Annotated in this window: 9 protein-coding genes; 2 read left to right on the top strand and 7 right to left on the bottom strand. The window is 59.8% G+C overall.

Annotated features, from left to right (window positions below; all coding sequences use genetic code 11):
- From ACYQ11_RS12925 to ACYQ11_RS12905, 5 genes are all read right to left on the bottom strand, one after another.
- Entirely contained in the window at positions 1-1,851 is a 1,851-nt protein-coding gene (locus ACYQ11_RS12925; protein ID WP_459924213.1) for a GAF domain-containing protein, read from the bottom strand.
- A gap of 11 nt (positions 1,852-1,862) precedes the next feature.
- Positions 1,863-2,717 (bottom strand): efflux RND transporter periplasmic adaptor subunit, encoded by an 855-nt coding sequence (locus tag ACYQ11_RS12920; RefSeq protein WP_459924212.1) that lies wholly within the window; start codon positions 2,715-2,717, stop codon positions 1,863-1,865.
- A complete protein-coding gene (locus ACYQ11_RS12915) occupies positions 2,710-4,266 on the bottom strand; it encodes a TolC family protein (RefSeq protein WP_459924211.1) in 1,557 nt (518 codons plus the stop codon). The genes ACYQ11_RS12920 and ACYQ11_RS12915 overlap by 8 nt, the downstream gene beginning before the upstream one ends.
- A 35-nt stretch (positions 4,267-4,301) precedes the next feature.
- Complete coding sequence (locus tag ACYQ11_RS12910) at positions 4,302-4,871, bottom strand: hypothetical protein (protein WP_459924210.1); 570 nt, start codon at positions 4,869-4,871, stop codon at positions 4,302-4,304.
- Between the two features lie 65 nt (positions 4,872-4,936).
- Complete coding sequence (locus ACYQ11_RS12905) at positions 4,937-8,194, bottom strand: PKD domain-containing protein (protein WP_459924209.1); 3,258 nt, start codon at positions 8,192-8,194, stop codon at positions 4,937-4,939.
- Between the two features lie 480 nt (positions 8,195-8,674).
- Here ACYQ11_RS12905 and ACYQ11_RS12900 point away from each other — a divergent pair, with 480 nt between their 5' ends.
- On the top strand, positions 8,675-9,763 hold the full coding sequence (locus ACYQ11_RS12900; RefSeq protein WP_459924208.1) for a radical SAM family protein: 1,089 nt from the start codon (positions 8,675-8,677) through the stop codon (positions 9,761-9,763).
- A 36-nt stretch (positions 9,764-9,799) separates the two neighbouring features.
- Here the strand turns inward: ACYQ11_RS12900 and ACYQ11_RS12895 are convergent, their stop codons facing one another.
- Positions 9,800-12,655 (bottom strand): GAF domain-containing protein, encoded by a 2,856-nt coding sequence (locus tag ACYQ11_RS12895; protein ID WP_459924207.1) that lies wholly within the window; start codon positions 12,653-12,655, stop codon positions 9,800-9,802.
- 279 nt (positions 12,656-12,934) lie between these two features.
- Here ACYQ11_RS12895 and ACYQ11_RS12890 point away from each other — a divergent pair, with 279 nt between their 5' ends.
- Positions 12,935-14,329, top strand: a complete 1,395-nt coding sequence (locus ACYQ11_RS12890; RefSeq protein ID WP_459924206.1) for a PP2C family protein-serine/threonine phosphatase — start codon at positions 12,935-12,937, stop codon at positions 14,327-14,329.
- Positions 14,330-14,374: 45 nt separating this feature from the next.
- Here ACYQ11_RS12890 and ACYQ11_RS12885 read toward each other — a convergent pair whose 3' ends face one another.
- Entirely contained in the window at positions 14,375-16,633 is a 2,259-nt protein-coding gene (locus ACYQ11_RS12885; protein ID WP_459924205.1) for a dynamin family protein, read from the bottom strand.
- Positions 16,634-16,816: the final 183 nt, after the last annotated feature.

The following is a 16,816-nucleotide window of genomic DNA, read 5'->3' as shown; positions in this document are numbered from 1 at the left end:
TCACCACCAGAAAAACAGACGCAGGAACTCCACGGTCCTGTGGGTGATGATCCACAGCACGTTGCGTTTGCCCGCGTTGATTTTAGAAATCCCGCTCATGCCCGGACGCCACCAGGTCTGGGCCGCATCGTCGAGACGGCCGCGCACGGGAAAGACATTGCCCTCATCCCGCGACAGGGCCACCGGATCGATGCGTTCCACCACGATGGGGTAACTGAACTCGGGACGGCTGACAAAGGCGATCTGACCGATCTGGGCCTTTTGGATCTCATGGATATCCCGCTCGTCCACATTGAGCTCGGCGTAGAGGTTTTCGATCCGGGCCACCTTGAACAGCACGTCGCCTTTGCGGACCGGCGCACCGAGCATTTCCCGCAGATCCCCCTCGACCACGATGCCGGCAAAGGGCGCCCGGATGTCGGCGTTGGCCAGATGATGGCGGATCAGCTCAAGCTTGGCTTCGGCCTGTTCCCGGAGGGCCTGGGCGATTTTCATTTCCGCCAGGGCGTAACGGGCCCGTGATTTTTCCGATTCCCGCTGATAGCGGCTCTTGTCGGCGATGGCCGCCGATTCCTCGATCAGAAGCTCACGGGTGTCGAGACTCAAAAGGGGTTGACCGGCGGCCACCTCATCCCCCACCTGGACATGGACGGTTTTGATGTAGCCCTCGAAGGGGCTGGGCAGGTAGGCCACATCATCGGTTTTCAGAATGAAGGGGGCCTCGACCCGGTATTCCAGCCGACCGAACAGAAGAAAGGCCAGAAGAAAAAATCCGACGATGGCCAGCGCCTTGGCAAAGGTGTGTTCCACCCCCAGAAGGCCCGACAGTTTTTTCCGGGCGGTCCGAGCCATCCGGCGGCCGAACCAGACATCGTTCACACGCAGATCGTCAAGGCGCCGGGTCGCCTGATCACAGAACAGTCGCAGACCCTGAATCTCGTTGTCCGAAAAGGGTTCTTTGTCCCGTTCACACATCAGAACGGCTTTGGGCCTGTCACCGGGCCGGATGGGCAGCGACAAGAGATAGCGTCCGCCGTGACTTTCGGCAAAGGCACCGTGGGCGCGGACCACGGCACTCTGGCCCTCGGGCGGGGGCAGGAGGATTTCCTCGTCCTGATCCAGGGTTTCTTCCATGGCGGCTTCGAGGCCCTGGACGGCTTCCATTTTCTTTTCGAACTGCTCCATGTGGCTGATGCCCTGGATGCGCACGTAGTCTCCGATCTGCCAGCCCAGGCTGACCCGGGAGCAGCGAAACCGCGCGGCCATCTCGTTCACGAAGGTCATCACCGCAGCCCGGTAGCGCTCCTCGGCGTTGAGCAGCACCATCAGATCCAGCGTCTCGGCGAAGCGGACCACATCGCTTCGGGCCTTGTCCGCCTGTTTCCGCATCTGATACAACAGGGGCACATCGGCCACCAGCGACAGACGCACCCCGGCCTCGTCGGCATTGAGGCCGTCTTCAAACCGGTCCACATGGACCAGGGCCACGGCCCGGGCGGCGGCCTCCCCCGCATCCAGCCTGAGCCCGATCAACGTGCCCCCGGGGGCCCGGTCCGTGACCAGGAGCCCCTGGTCACAGGTCGCATCCGCCACGCGGAGCGATTCGGCCTCGGCCTCGGGCTGATTCGCGTCCCGTCGCCGGGCCGGGGGCCAGACACCCATGGTTTTCCATGACGTCTGCCCGGTCTCCATCACCATCAGCCGGGCATACGCCCCGCCCACCAGCCGCCTGCAGGCCTCCATGTATTCCGCCCAGAAATCGGGGGGACTGCCGTCAAACCGCCTCAACCCATCAAAAACGCGGAGAGCCGCCTGGGCTTCCGCGTCGTGATTCCTGTGTTCAAAAGACATGGTCCGTCCGTTCAATAGGTCTCAAGGGTTTTGTCCGAAGCCACGGGGATGATCATGGACCCGGCCACACCGGGGCGGACCCGGCCGTCCGGGTTGTCGAAACGGGCCTTGACCATCACCAGTCCGCTGGCCGGATCGACCACCGGGGACACGAAGATCAGCCGGCCCTTGAACGCCAGCTGATCGAATCCCACGGGGATGGACAGATCCACCGCCTGTCCCTCTTTCAGGCCCTGGGCCAGGGGGGCTTCGATGTTGCAGACCAGAAGGCACTGGCTGGTGTCGACCAGATGCACCAGGGGCTGACGGTTTTCACAGCTTTCCCCCTCATCGAGCAGAATTTCGGTGATGGTGCCCGTAAAGGGAGCGGTCATGATCAACTTGTCCCGTTTCTCCACGGCCATACGATATTCCAGGTCTTCGCGCTTTTCGGCGATCACGCGGCTCTGGTATTCGGCCTCGGCCAGTTTGTATTCCAGTTCCTTGTTGTCCAGTTCCTCCTTGCTGATCGATCCGGTTTTCCGGTACAGGGCGAGGGTGGATTCGTAGACGGTTTTCATCGTGTCCGACCGGGCTTTGGCCGATTCGAGTTCGACCTTGCTTTCAAAGATCAGTTTGCTGTGCAGCACCTCGAGTTCCTCGATCTGTTTGGCCAGCGCGAGAATTCGTCCGCCCTTTTCGACCCGGTCCCCTTCCTTGAAATGAATGGCACCGATGACGCCGTCCACATCGAAACTCAGAACCACGTCCCCGATGGGTTCGGTCAGGCCGGACACGCTGACGGTGTAGGCGGCCAGGGCCGGTGTCCCGGAACAGAGGCTGACGGCGGCGAAAGCCGCCGCCAACAGGAAAAACAACTTATTCACCGGCGTCCTCCCTCAGATCGACATCATAGCGGCTGAGCAGCAGCCCCTGGGCCATGTCCAGGCTCACCTGGGCTTTTTTGCCGTACACGAAGCTGTCCACTTCCGATTCCCGGGCGAAGTTCAGATCCTCTTCCTTGTCCAGAACCAGGCGGCTGTTGCTGCGGCCCGCATCGAGCATGGAAAGTTCCGCGTCCAGCAGCCGCTGGTAGACCTTGCGGGCCCTGATGGCGTAGTCCACCTGTTCGTAGGCGCTGTACACATCCTTGACGGCCGTGTCCACCCGGTTGACGATCTCCACTTCCACGGATTTGAGCTGAAGGATGGCCTGACGCTTCTGGTGCCGGGCGATGGACAGACCGCTTTTGGACCGCAAGCCTCCGAACAGGGGAACGGTCAGGGTGGCCCCCACCTTCCAGGTGTGATAGTCCTCGTCCATGCCGTCGTTCCAGGAATCACCGGCACTGTCCCCCAGGCCGTTGATTCCGTAGCTGCCCACCAGATCGAGCTGGGGCCAGTGCTGATTTTCGGCAAATCGGACCTTGATGTTCTCCCGGTCGATGCGTTTGCGGGCCGCCAGGTATTCGGGGCGGTGTTTGAGGGCCTCGGTCACCACGGTATGGGCCTCGGGCTTGACCCGGTGGGCCGTGACGTGATCGTGAAAATCAATGGAAAGGGACAGGCGGCTGTCAGCCAGAGACAAAAAGGTCCTGACCGCATTGAGGGCCGCAATCACATCCTGGCGGGCCTGACTTTCCTGGGACTTGCGTTTGGCCAGTCCCGCTTCGGCCTCCAGCACCTCGGTCTCGGCCATCTTGCCCAGATTGAACCTCTCCCGGTTGTCATCGAGGATGGACTGGGCGATCTCGACCGAGGCCGTGCGGATGGCCAGTTTTTCCTTGGCGGCATAAAGATCCCAGCAGGTAAACAGGGCATTCTGGACCGTTTCCATGCGCGTGAGTCTCAGCCGCTGGAACGCCAGTGTCGCGTCTTTTTCCGCCACCTTCAGGTCTGCGGTCAGGGACTCGCCGGCCCCTTTGAGCAAAGGCTGGGTGATCTCGAGCCCCAGATAGCTTTTGAACTGGGTCCCGTTGCTGCTCGACGCCCGGTCCCTGTACTCCCGAAGGGTGTATCCCGCTTTGACCGCCGCACCCGTGGGGATTTTCCCCTGGACCATGGCATTGAGATCCGCCGCCCGCTCGTCCTTTTCCGTGGCGAACAGCATGGAGGTTTTGTCTTCGTTGGAATATTTGGCGTGATCGTCGCCCCGTTCATAGGAATTCACGAACTCCGGCTCGAACACGGCCCGCTCGCCGGTCACGGCGTCCCGACTGATCTGATAGTCCAGATGCTGAGAAAGAACGGTTTCGTTTCTCTCCATCACCAGCCGGACAAAGGCCTCAAGGCTCATCACCGACGGCAGGCGATCCGAAGCATCGGCAGGCGGTGTCGGGGGCGCCGTGGCCGCATCGGCGTCGGCCCGGACCGGCCGGACAGACAGCAGAGTCAGAAAAAGAAAAAGGGTCAGCATGCATGTCATCGCTGTTTTCATAAGCCACCCCAGGGAGGGTCCCCTGTGTTTCATGGTTACCAGCACCAGCCGACGGAACCCGTCAGGCCGCGCCGGTTGTCGATATCCAGTTGAAAAATCATGGCAAGCCCGCCGTCCTGAAAGGAGGCGAAGTAGCTGATTCCCAGGCCGAAGACCGCATTCATCTCCTCGTCCTCACCCTGGACATAGACCTCCCCCGTGGGGTTCGACCGGGCAAGGGAAACGGTGTTGGCCTGGGTCAGGCCCAGAATCAGGGTCACATAGGTGTCCGATTCCTTGATTTCCATGCCAATCTTGCCCAGAAGGCCCCGCTCCGTGCCGTCGTCCTCATCCCCCAGGACGATGAAATCGTTGTGGGGCACCGGCCCGGGATGGGTGCCGTCGGGCACATGGTCATCCCCGTGGAGAATCAGAGGAACCGCTGCGGCCACCAGAAAAGGACGACCAAACAGCATCACATCCCGTTTGCCCACCTCCAGCGTGAAGCCCGAAGCATCGGCATCGCCCCCATCTCCGGCTCCCACGGCATAGTACCAGGCAAAAGAAGGCGATGCGCCACACATCATCAGCAGACAGACGATCAGAAAACCCAGTGTTTGTTTCATAAAAAACCCTTTTATCTTTCGCGTGAAGGTCCCACACCGTCACGCCGTTTGTCGTCGCGTGACGCTTAAAACCACCCTCTGCCCAGACCCGTTCCGATAAAACAACCCGAAGAACCGTAACTGGCGGCATCCTCGTCCTCCTCGGTATTGATGGTCACGGAGAGGGTCCGTGAATCGGAAAATCCCTGGGGATCGGTGACGGTCAGCCGGAAGGTCAGAACACCGGCCCCCTCCTCGTCCTCATCGGTGACGGCAGGCGCGTTGAAGGTGGCCGTGACCGTATGATCGCCGTTGAGGGTCACGGCCTTGCCCCCGGTCTGTTCCCAAAGGTAGGTCAGATGGTCGTCCGGATCGTAGGTGTCGGTGCCGTCCAGTGTGACCGGCTCATCCGGATCCACGGTCAGGTCGTCGCCGAGAATAACCATGGGCGGGTAGGACAGGGACGAACCCGCACCGTCCAACACCCCGGCCTCGAAGGGATCGAAGGTGACCTCCGGCAGCAGGGCGTTGTCCGCGCCGTCATAGATCAGAGCCGCGATGGCGGCGGTGTCGGCCAGGCCCCACCAGTTGCCGGTCATGGCGATGGCTCCCGCGGGCGATCCGAAGTCATGCAGAAAGACCAGATGTCTGCCAAGAACCTGGACCAGATTGTTGCCGGTGATCGTGAGGTCCACGTTGGCGTTGAGGGCACGGGCCAGGGAAAGGGCGTTGGCATTTTCCGTGTCGTCATCCAGGCTGAAGTCGTTGCCGGTCACGGACAACACGGGCAGGGCCTGGGGATCCGATGAACCGGCGGCGCTCAGCGTGACCACGGTGCCCGGCGGCGCGGTCTGACCGGGACCCGCTACGGCCGTGGGCACGGTGCCCGTCGGATCTGCGGTCACATTGACGACCACGGTGTCGACACCGGTCTGTGCGCTGCCGTCGGTGACCGTCAGTTGAAAGGTCAGGCTCACGTAGTCGTCACTTCCCGCAGGCGGCGCGGTGAAATGGGGGGCCGCCGTGTCGGCGTCGAACAACGTCACATCGGGGCCTGCAATCTGTTCCCACAGATAGCTGACGATGCCCGTCACCGGATCTTCCGGATCCTCCGACGCACTGCCGTCCAGGGTCACCGGGTCGGTGTCCCAGGCCACGACCCGGTCGGGACCGGCATCGGCCACCGGCGGATCATCAGCGGCCAGCACCCGCACATGGACCAGATCCTGGACCGGAAACGCGCCGTCATTCACGGTGAGGACGAAAACCAGGGTCTCATCGGCCGTGATTTCCGGGGTGGCGAAATAGGCTTTGGCGGCATCCGCGTTGAACAGGGTCACCGGGGATCCCGAAATCTGTGACCAGAGATAGCTGGTGACGGCTTTGTCGTCGGTGGATGCCGATCCGTCGAGCAGGACCCGCAGGCCTTCGTTGACCGTCTGGTCATCCCCGGCACGGGCAACCGGCGGCTGGTTGGTCCATTCGACCACAAGGTCGATCTCGTCCACGGACCGGAGTCCCCCGTCATCGGTGACGGTCAGACGGAAACGAAGGGTGGTGTCCTCGCTCACGTCGGGTGCCGTAAACCGCTTTTCTCCCGTGCTGCCCGTGCTGGTCAGGGTCACCGTGGGACCAGCCACCTGTTCCCAGACATAACTGTCGATATTGAGCTCAGGATCCGTCGAGTTGGCGTAGCCGTCGAGAATCACGTTGGTCGTGCCTTCAGACACCGTGGTGATGCTCACGGCATTGAGGGTGATGTCGGCTCCGGCCACGGGGGGCTGGTTGGGCGTGGCATCATCGGTGTCCAGCACATTGACGATCACCGTATCCGTGCTCTGGTTGCCCTCATCGTCGGTCACCGTCAGCCTGAAGGTGTAGGAAGCCCCGTCCTCGGTCACATCGGTGACGGTGAACGCGGCATTCTGCGTGGTGGTGCCGGTCAGCGCCACATAATCCCCTGCGGTCCTTTCCCAGAACCAGGACACCACGGTGATGTTGTCTGCGGGGTCATTGGCAAGGGTTCCGGCCAGGGTCACCGCCGTATTTTCATCGACCGACTGCAAGGGCCCGGCTTCGGCCACGGGTTCGGGATGCACCACTGAATCGGCCACCCGGATCACCACCGTATCCCGGTCTGTAAGGCCGCCGGAATCGGTGACGGAAAGCTCGACGATCACCACCTCATCCACGGGTCCTGTGACCGCAGGGGCGGTAAAATAGGCCTGCCCGGTGGTTGCCGACTCAGACAGGACCACGGCGGGTCCCGAGGTCTGGAGCCAGTCCCAGGACGCGATGCCGTCATCGGCATCGAAGGAGGACGTCCCGTCGAGCATCACCCGTACGCCTTCGATCACGGCCTGATCGGCCCCGGCATCGGCCAGGGGAGCCTGGTTGTCCCAGCCGGTCTGGATGGTCACCGTATCCGTGGCGACCAGACCGTCCAGACTGGTCACGGTCAGTTGAAACACAAAGCTTTCATCCGCGCTCACGTCAGGCACGGTGAACGTGGGGGCAAGGGCCTGGGCATCGGACAAGGTCACGGCGGGGCCTTCGATCTGCCGCCAGCGGTAGGCGGACAGACGGTCATGGTACAGCAGGTTGAGGGCCAGGCAGGCGCCGTTGCCTTCGGACGAGGCGGCAACCACCGTGTTGCCGGAGATTTCGACTCCGTGGGAGGCCGAATCCACATCCATCCCCTGTTCGTTTTCGATCAGATGATTGTCGGTGATTTGGGCGGCCAGGGGTTCGATAAGCCGGATGGCACAGGTGGTGTCATGGATCCTGTTGGAAGCGATGTCAAAGACCCCGCCATAGCCCAGAACGCCTGCGGTTTTGCTGTACCTCACAACGCAATTCCGGATGGTTCCGGCGCCGCCGGTCATCATCACCGCCGCCTGACCATGGGCGCCGTCGCTGCCGTTACCGGCGTATTCCACGATACAGTACTCGAGGATCGATCCGGTCTCGGTGCCCTCGTCCCAGGCAGCGGCCGTGGCTGTAAAATTGATATATTCCCAGTAACGGCTGGTGTCTGCGGCGGTGAACACGATGGGATCTCCCTCACTGCCCCGGGCCGTCAGGGCCCCGTTGACCTCGATGTGATAGCCGTCCGATGAACTCGAGGCATTGGCGAATTCCACCCGGACCCCGGGCCCGATGGTCAGGGTGACCCCTTCGGCGATCACCAGATCCCCGGTGACGGTAAGAGGACTCATGCCCGCATCCCAGACCGTATCGGCCGTAATGTCACCAGAAACCTCGATGGCCCGGGCCGGGGCATTAAACACCATCGGCGCAAGAGACAGCACGATCAGCCATACCACCCGCATGCATGCTTTCATGTCACTCGTCTTCCTTCCTTATTTATTAATAGACTCGATTCAACGGGGCTGTGCGTTCGACGTTCAAACGGCTCGCCGACAGCGGACAAGGACCGAACCGTCGCCCCGCTTGCCGGGAAAAATCATTGACAGGACCGCTGAAAACGTCATGATGCGCCGCGCAATGACTACCAGGAAAAAGATCCGAAACTTGGGTGACTTCCCTGACACGGTTATTTCCCCGCTCGGGGTAAAATGCTTTTTATGAGACAAACAATGACAGTCCATTGAATGCAGGCGATCCCCCCCCCAATTGTCCGGCGATGCTTTTCCATATCAACCCCTGCCGTGCATGTCAAAACTATTCACGGGACAACGGCACGATTATTTCCTGTTTTTTTTAGGAAACACTGGCGCCTTTGCATCAAGTCTGATAATCAGACCGAATCATGCCACCGCTTATCAACGGCTCGTTGAGCCCCGAACCTGTCCGAGGAAACCATGACCGAAAAAATCTACCCCGCCCTGCAACTGACCGACGCCTGCAACAAACGCTGCAAAGCCTGCCTGAGAATCCCCGACCACCAGGCCCACAAGCTTTGTTTCGATGATATCGAACGATACATGAACGACCTGAGGGTTCTGGCAAAGCGCTACACCATCGGCTTCCAGTTTGTCACCGGCGGCGAACCGACCATCTGGAAGGACGGGGGCAAAGATGTGGGGGATGTGCTGATCGCCCTGTCCCGCCTGGGGCTGATCCGCAGCATCACCATGCCCACCAACGGCAAACGGTTCGAGAACCTCTCCTACGTGACCGACCTGATCAAGCGGCTGTCTGTCGCAGAAAACCAGACCCTCATCATCGGCGTCAGCGTGGCCGACTACCAGGAAAATTTCATCGACGGCCGCTGCCTGCCCCTGGAAAACCTCTGCGCCGCCGTGGCGGACACCGAAAGTCGCGTGCTGCCCATCGCCCTGGTGACCCTGTTCCGGGAGGACGCCATGCATGAAAAGCTCAAAGCGAGCTATCCGTCGGTATTCCAGCGCATTACCCCGCTTGCGCCGCTGGGAGCGGGCCAGGACTTCATCGCAGACTGCCCCTCGGTCAGTCTTTCAACCGGTGTCAAGGATACCATAGGTTCCTTCCTGCCCCATTTCCGAAAGGATGTGACCGCCCGCCTCGGACTCGATGATGCCCAATTCGACGCCTTAAACAACGGCGAGATCATGAACCGCATGAGTCTTTACGCCCATTGCGGCCAGAGCCCCTTCATCGACGACCGCTGGCACTACTGCCTGCCCTTCCGGGAAAATCCGGCCTTCGACATCGCCCCCATCGGCGAGATGCGGGAAAACAGCCTGGCCGATTTTATCGAAGAGCACCCCTTTCTCCAGAGCATCCGGAGCCGGGGCCTTCTGGCCACCGTGGATCACTATAAAGAATGCCTGACCGACCGCACGCGAAAGAAACTCGATGCGATGTACCAACCGGACTACCAGGTATCCGTGGCCTACCGGGGATGCATGATCTGCAAGGAACTTGCGGGGATGGGGGTGTGGACGGACATCGAAAGAGGCACACGGTGACGGGAACGGAACGGTCCAACTGACGTGCGAACAGAATCAATAAGGACTGACCCAGACCCCGTCCCAGCCTTTCGGAGTCTGTTCGATCAGCCGTTCACAACGATCGAAAAACACCCGACAAAGGGGGTCGTCGTCACGTCCCCGGTCGAACAACAGGGCCGCCTCCGTGAAATCGCCGCTGCGATAACGGGCAAGCCCTTCCATGAACAGATGCTGGGACGGCGAAAAATCCGTCCCGGCCTCCCCCAGCACCTCGAAAAGGTCCATGGGCTGTTTACGGCCCCGGACCTGAACCCGATCCACGGGGCGCACGGCAAAGACCTCGCCGAGCTCTCGGCAGGTGAATTCACTGATCAGGATCCCCGTCCCGAAGTGCTTGGTGAGTTTTTCGATGCGGGACGCCACGTTGACCCCGTCACCGATCACCGTGTACTCCATGCGCCGCTCCGAGCCGATGTTGCCGGACACCACCTCCCCGGTGGAAATGCCGATGCCGATCCGGATGGGCTCCTGCCCCCCGCTTTTTCGGCGGGCGTTCAAGCCCCCTAAGGCCCGATGCATGGAAAGGGCTGTCCGGACGGCCCTTTCCGCGTCGTCTTTTCGGGGATAGGGCACGCCGAACACACTCATGAGACCGTCCCCCATATACTTGTCCAGCACCCCCTCGTTCTCGAAAATTTCGTTGACCATCAGCGAAAAATACTCGTTGAGAAGGGCCACGGTCTCCTCGGCGGTGAGATTCTCACTGATGCCGGTATAGCCCCTGATATCCGAAAACAAAATGGTGGCCTTGCTCCGGTTGCCCCCCAGCACCTGCTGCCGGGGATCTTCGAGGATTTTCTCGACAATGTCCTTGGCCATGTATCTCACGAGGGTTCCCTTCATCCGTTTTTCACGGGTGATGTCGTCGAGAACAAGAACGGTCCCGGTCCGGTCGCCCGCAGCGTCGATCAGGGGGACGATGGTGCCGTTGACACTGTGCGCAGCCCCCGATGGGAACAACAGGTCCGTATCGAAAAAGGAGCTTGAATGTCCACTGCGATAAACGGTTTCGATGTCCCGGATCAGGCCCTGGTTGTCCGGACCGAGAAGGTCCCGAAGGGTCGTCGTCCCGCTGTCCGGCGGCGGGCATGCGATCATCGACAGGGCCGCCCGGTTCATGGTGACGACCCTGCCCTGGCCGTCCAGGGTGACAATGGCGTTTGAGATGCTTTCCTGGACCGAGGTCAGATACTGTTTCATCTCCTCTGTCCCCGCGAAAAGCCTGGCATTCTCGAGGGCGATGGCGATATGGGACGACAGAGCCGTAAGCAGGTCCTCGTCATCGTTGTCAAACACCCCGCCGACCTTGTTGATGGCCTGGGCCACACCGATGATGTCCCCGTCGCGGTTGATGATGGGGACCGAAAGGACCGAATGGGTGACAAACCCGGTCTGCTCATCGACGCCGGCCAGGAACCGTGGATCGTCGTAAGCGTTTGTGATATTGAGACGCGTGCCGGTCCGGGCCACATACCCGGCCAGTCCCTGTTCCACCGAAAACCTTATTTCGTTCAATTCGGATTTCTGGGCCACTTTGGCCCAAAGCTCACCGGCATCCCTGTCCAGCAGAAACAGCGAACTGCGCTCGGCCCTGAGGGCATCGGTGATTCTTGCGACGATGTCCACAAACAGGGTGTCAAGGTCCAGGGTATGGGCCACACCGGTGGCCACGTCGAACACCGTGGCCATTTTTCGGTGATCGTTCAGCAGCCGTTTGTAAAGCTGGAGATTTTCAACGGCAATGGCGGTCTGGTAGGTGAAGGCCGTGAAAAAGCTTTCGTCGGTCCGGTCGAATGTCCCGGATTTCTTGTTGATCACCTGAAGGGCTCCCACCAGCTCGCCCTGGTTGTTTTTAAGAGGACCGCAGAGAATGCTGCGGGTCCGGTAACCGGTCTTGCTGTCCACGACGGGATCGAACCGACAATCCCCGTAGGCGTCGGGAATGTTGGCCGTCATCTGATGCCGGACCACCCATCCCACAAGCCCCTGATCTTTCGGAATCCTTATTTCGCGGCTCGTCATGCCCTCGGCCAGCATGGACCAGAGTTCCCCGGTATACGTATCGAGGAGAAACAGCGTGGCCCTCTCGGCGTTCATGGTCTTCCTCGCCGTTTTCACGATCCGTTCGATCTGGTCTTCAATCCCCTTTTTCAGGGACATGGCGTCGCTCATATCCAACAGCTCATGGATGTTTTCCAAATATTTTTCCGTACGCCGGGTCCGGGTCATGGAGCGTTCGAACCGAAGGTTGGTCTGTCTCAGCCGACCGGTGATCATCGACAGAAACGTCCGGGCAAGAACGGGAACGGCCTCGAAAATCCGGTCGAGATCGGCATAACTGATCTTCAGACACTGACTGGGTTCAAGGGCCTTCACGCTGGCGAGGCGGGTGCCGTCACTGAAATATCCCATTTCACCGATGCTTTCCCCCGGTTTGACCAGACAGATCGGGGTCTGCTCACCGTACTCGTCCCTCCGGTAGACAAAGGCCCGGCCCGAAACCAGCAGGTAAAAGCAATTCCCCGGACTGTCCTGGACGATAAATTCCTCATCCTCCGCAAAGCCCGCCTCCACCGTGAAGGTGCCGATGATTCGCAGATCATCGTCCATGAGCCCCTCAAACAGGATGCAACGGCGAATGCGATCCAGCCGCTGGCGAACCAGAGCCGATGCCAGAGCTTCCTTTGAAATATCCCCTTCCTTCACCAGGATTGCGCCCAGACGGCATGGTTCACCGGAAGCCTGAAGGGACCGTTGAAGGATCAGGGCCGACTCGATCCGTTTGGGATCACAGCTCAGGTAGTCTCCGATTTTCCTGGGACCGGAACCGGTCTTCCGGGTCTTTTTCATATGTTCGCCTCTGCTGGTGTGGGGGACTCAGGAAGGATCTCACGGGCCTTAACGGTTTTTTACGTATCATAAAATCCATGGCGATGCCTATTCTTTTTTCTCACACACGCGGGGTTGAGCCGCATCATGGCCAGGATATTATGATTGTCATTTCAGTATCTCTGGGTTAGTATGGTGAAAAGTGTTTCGGAAACAAAACGGAGCTGTTAAATCACGATGCCGTGTTGCCGACGGCCATCTTGCGGCGACCCCATCTTCTATCTGGAAAGCGGCTGATTTATGGAACAAACCCTACCCCCCCACGTAAACCGCCGCAGACGCCGGGATCTGACCAAATTCTCGGCCCTGGCCCTGTTGGTCTACCACATTCCCGTCACCGTCGGTTATCTGGCGGTCTGGCTGGGCCTGGCTCAGTATTCCTACCGGGACATGCATCTTGTTTACGCCGCCGTTCTTTTCACCAACATCGTCACCCTGATCGCCATCCAGCTCAAGGACCAGGTGACGGTTTTCTTTATCTACTTCATGCTCTACGCCCAGGTGGTCACCAGCGTGTTCCACATCACGGCAAACTTCTACGTGATGCACGACCTGCGCTACATGACCCTGATCTGCTGCCTCCTGGCCTTCATCTTCGTGTTCACCCAGGCCAGCCTGCTGATCTCCTTTCTGGTCATCGGGGTCTGCGCCCTCGATTACCTGGCAGTGTCCTATGTCAGCGAGGTGTTCAGTAAGCACACCGGGCATTTCGGCGAAGACGTCCTGACCATCATGGTCTTTCTGCCCGTATCGACCTTCACCGCCTACATGTGCGGCATTTTGCAAAAACAGAAGAAACAGATCAAAAAATCCCGGGACGCGATGAAGGCCACCTATCAGGAGCTGGAACAGACCCACGAAACCCTGGAGACCTACAACCAGCGCATGGTGGACAGCCTCCACTACGCCGAAATGATCCAGCGGTCCCTCCTGCCCGGCATGGACCGCATGAAAACCGAAAGCCCCGAGAGCCTGACCATCTGGATGCCCAAGGACATCGTGGGCGGCGATATCTTCTATACCTGCACCTATCCGGGTAAAACCATCATCGCCCTGATGGACTGCACCGGCCACGGGGTGCCCGGCGCCTTTCTCACCCTGATCGCCTACACGGAGATCCGGAAGATCATCCTCGACCAGAAATGCTACGACCCCGCCGACATCCTCAAGCGCCTCAACCGGACCATGAAAAACGTGCTGCACAAGCATTCGGAAGACAAGACCAACGACGGCCTCGACGCCGCCATCATCGACGTGGACCACGAAACCTTCACCCTCCGCTACGCCGGGGCACAGATCCCGCTCTTTTATGTGGAAGACGGCTGTCTGGTCGAAATCAAGGCCGACAAGCAGAGCATCGGCTACATCGATTCCGACGTGAATTACACCTTCACCCGCCATACCATCGAGTTGTCCAAGGGCACCTGCGTCTACCTGAAAACAGACGGCTTCACCGACCAGCTGGGCGGCCCCAAACGCCTGCGTTTCGGCACCCGGCGATTCAAACAGCTGGTCACGGACATCCACACCAAACCCTTCGCCGACCAGCGGCCGGAATTTGTCCAGGCCCTGCTCGCCTACAAAGGCGACATCGAACAGCTCGACGACATCACCGTGATCGGGTTTCGCATGTAACCGTCCCCTGAAAAAATGAGTGCCCCGAGGCCCTGATCGGCGTTGTCACATCAGGGCGATTCGATCCCGCATCCGTGCAAGGTCTGCCTTGAGGTCGGCCACCCGGGTTTCCAGGGCGGTGAGTTCGGCAAGAACCGTGTCCTTGTCGAGCTTCTTTTCGCGGATCAGAACGGCCAGGGATTCCAGATCGGTCACGCAGGCCTGGAAATGGGCGGTGTGGAGATCGTAGAAGGCGTTTGACACCGCGTCGGTCAGTTTGAAAAAATACTGGAATTTGATATTTTCCCGATAGCTTGTAAAATGGGTCCGCACATGGTCAAGGGTTTCCTTTTTCATGCGGGCCAGCCCGTCGGCCAGGGCCAGAATCTGATCGGCCTTCCTGTCCACGGTTTTCTTGCGAAACACTTTTTTGAAGAAACTGATCAGATTGTACATCCCGAAACGGACCAGCGCTTCGGCCCGGGCGCGGTGGGAATAGATCATCATCTGCGACGCGGGCTGGTATTTCAGGTTGACCATGCTTTTGAGGGTTTCAAGATCGGGAAGGCCCCCCGTCTCCCGGTGTTCGGGCACATCGAGGGTGATGCCGAAATCCGCCATGGCCCGATTGTATTCGTTCAGGGCATCGTCGACCATGCCCGCGTAGGGCCGGGTCATCTGGTCCAGGTCGTCCAGGATTTTTTCATCGATGCGGCGGACGAATCCGACGATTTTGGGGGTCACGGCTTCGGCGATGTGATGGTCCAGAGCCTGCTTGAAATCCCCGTAGACACGATACAGGTTGTGATTGAGCCCCGGCAGGACGCCCCCGTCGAAGTAACTGTCGTAGGACGGTTCGTACCGGCCGATAAAGGCGGTGATGGACGTCAGGATCTCCCCGCGTTCATCGAAAAACCGGTCCACGTCGTCCCGGAGTTGCCGGTTGACCGTGGACACGGCCCCATCGAGGGTGCTGCGGATCATCTCGCTGACCTTCGCGGTTTTCTCCTTGCTTTTCCGGAGGTTCGCCATGATATCGTCCGCGATGCCCACATCCCGGGACAACACATCCTTGTTGGCGCCGGCCCACTGGCCCAGCCCGCCTGCGATCAGCATCAGCCGCCGTACGTGGTTGCCGAGAAGCAGGGCGTAACGCTGCCGGGTCAGTTTGTCGTGAAGCACGGACATAAACCGTTCCGTTTCCCTGTCAAACACCTCGATAAACGCTGATTCGGCAGCCCATTGCGAAAGGCGGGTCATGTCCTTGGGGGGGAGGGCCTGATCCCCCTTTCCCTGCCTCTGGGCCGTAAACAGGTTGTAAAGGGCCGACAGGGTGAACACCTCGGGCCGGGGAATGATCAACGCCAGCTCCGAACGGATCTTGGCCATCAGACGGCTGAAATCGTCGAAGTTCTCGTGCTCGGACACATCGCAGTTGATCACAAACAGCATGTTGTCCATGATGCCCATGTCCCGTATCATGGTGAGGAACCGTATGTCTGCCTGACGAAGGCCCGTCCTGCTGCTGATCACGTAGACGATGAAGTGGGTGACGGAAAGATAGTCCTGGATCATGGCAAGATGCAGGGGGTTGGGGGAATCGCTGCCCTGGCAGTCGGCGATTTCGATGGCTTTGTCGATCACGGCGGACTGAATCTCAAGCTGAATGTCCTTGATGAAAACGGCGAGAATCTCGTCTCCCGTGTAGGTCCGGTGCTCATGGAAGTCCTCGTTTTCATGGTGGCGGACCACCTCGTCGGGACCGATCACATCCTTGACCCGATCGTACCCCGCAAGATAGGAGGACAACAGTACGCTGCTCATGCTCCGGGTGTCATGGGTGATCAGCTGCTCGGCGGTCAGGGCGGTCAGGGCCCGGGCCAGCATGTCCCTGTGGGCGCTTTTCCGCAGGTCGAAACGGAAATCCTCGGTCTCGGGCGTAAACGATGGAAAATGCTTGAGTCCCAGCTCGATATCGCGATTGATCTCGTCCCAGGACTTGAAGCAGATGGACGCCCGGAGGTTCTCCCCGCAGCGGATTCGGGTCACGACGGAGGTGATGACCCCGGCCCCCCGTTTCAGGTAATCGTCTGCGAACAGGGCGTTCACGAAGGTGCTTTTCCCCGATTTGATGGGTCCCACCACGGCCACCCGCACCAGATCCTCGGCGATCTGCACGCGAATCTGTTCCAGGGTGTTTTTCCAGTTCCTAAAAAGGGTTCCGGACATGCCGGTAAAGGTTTCGGCGCCGGCCAAAAGGGTCAGGAACACCTGCCCCGCCTCCTGAAGTTCCTGCTTGAGTGCATCGTATGTATTCATCGTCATTATCTTTCCGGCCGTCACCGGGCCTGTTCATCGTTGCGGGTATCTTCTTGCCCCCCGAACCGTCATCAGGGGCCATGCAAATGGATGTCTTATACCCCGTTCAGGAAAGCTTGTCCAACCCAAATCCACCGGTTTTTCGCGCATGTGCCCGATCGTTCGCGACACGGCGCGTCATTGCTCTGA

The sequence above is a fragment of the Desulfatiferula olefinivorans genome (genome assembly GCF_054657895.1).
Note: the sequence above shows the minus strand (reverse complement) of the source record. Positions and strands in the feature narration are given on the sequence as shown.

Coding starts and splice junctions, on each gene's coding strand:
- ACYQ11_RS12885 (WP_459924205.1), bottom strand. CDS start 16,633: ATGACGATGAATACATACGATGCACTCAAGCAGGAACTTCAGGAGGCG.
- ACYQ11_RS12915 (WP_459924211.1), bottom strand. CDS start 4,266: ATGAAAACAGCGATGACATGCATGCTGACCCTTTTTCTTTTTCTGACT.
- ACYQ11_RS12925 (WP_459924213.1), bottom strand. CDS start 1,851: ATGTCTTTTGAACACAGGAATCACGACGCGGAAGCCCAGGCGGCTCTC.
- ACYQ11_RS12890 (WP_459924206.1), top strand. CDS start 12,935: ATGGAACAAACCCTACCCCCCCACGTAAACCGCCGCAGACGCCGGGAT.
- ACYQ11_RS12910 (WP_459924210.1), bottom strand. CDS start 4,871: ATGAAACAAACACTGGGTTTTCTGATCGTCTGTCTGCTGATGATGTGT.
- ACYQ11_RS12895 (WP_459924207.1), bottom strand. CDS start 12,655: ATGAAAAAGACCCGGAAGACCGGTTCCGGTCCCAGGAAAATCGGAGAC.
- ACYQ11_RS12905 (WP_459924209.1), bottom strand. CDS start 8,194: ATGAAAGCATGCATGCGGGTGGTATGGCTGATCGTGCTGTCTCTTGCG.
- ACYQ11_RS12900 (WP_459924208.1), top strand. CDS start 8,675: ATGACCGAAAAAATCTACCCCGCCCTGCAACTGACCGACGCCTGCAAC.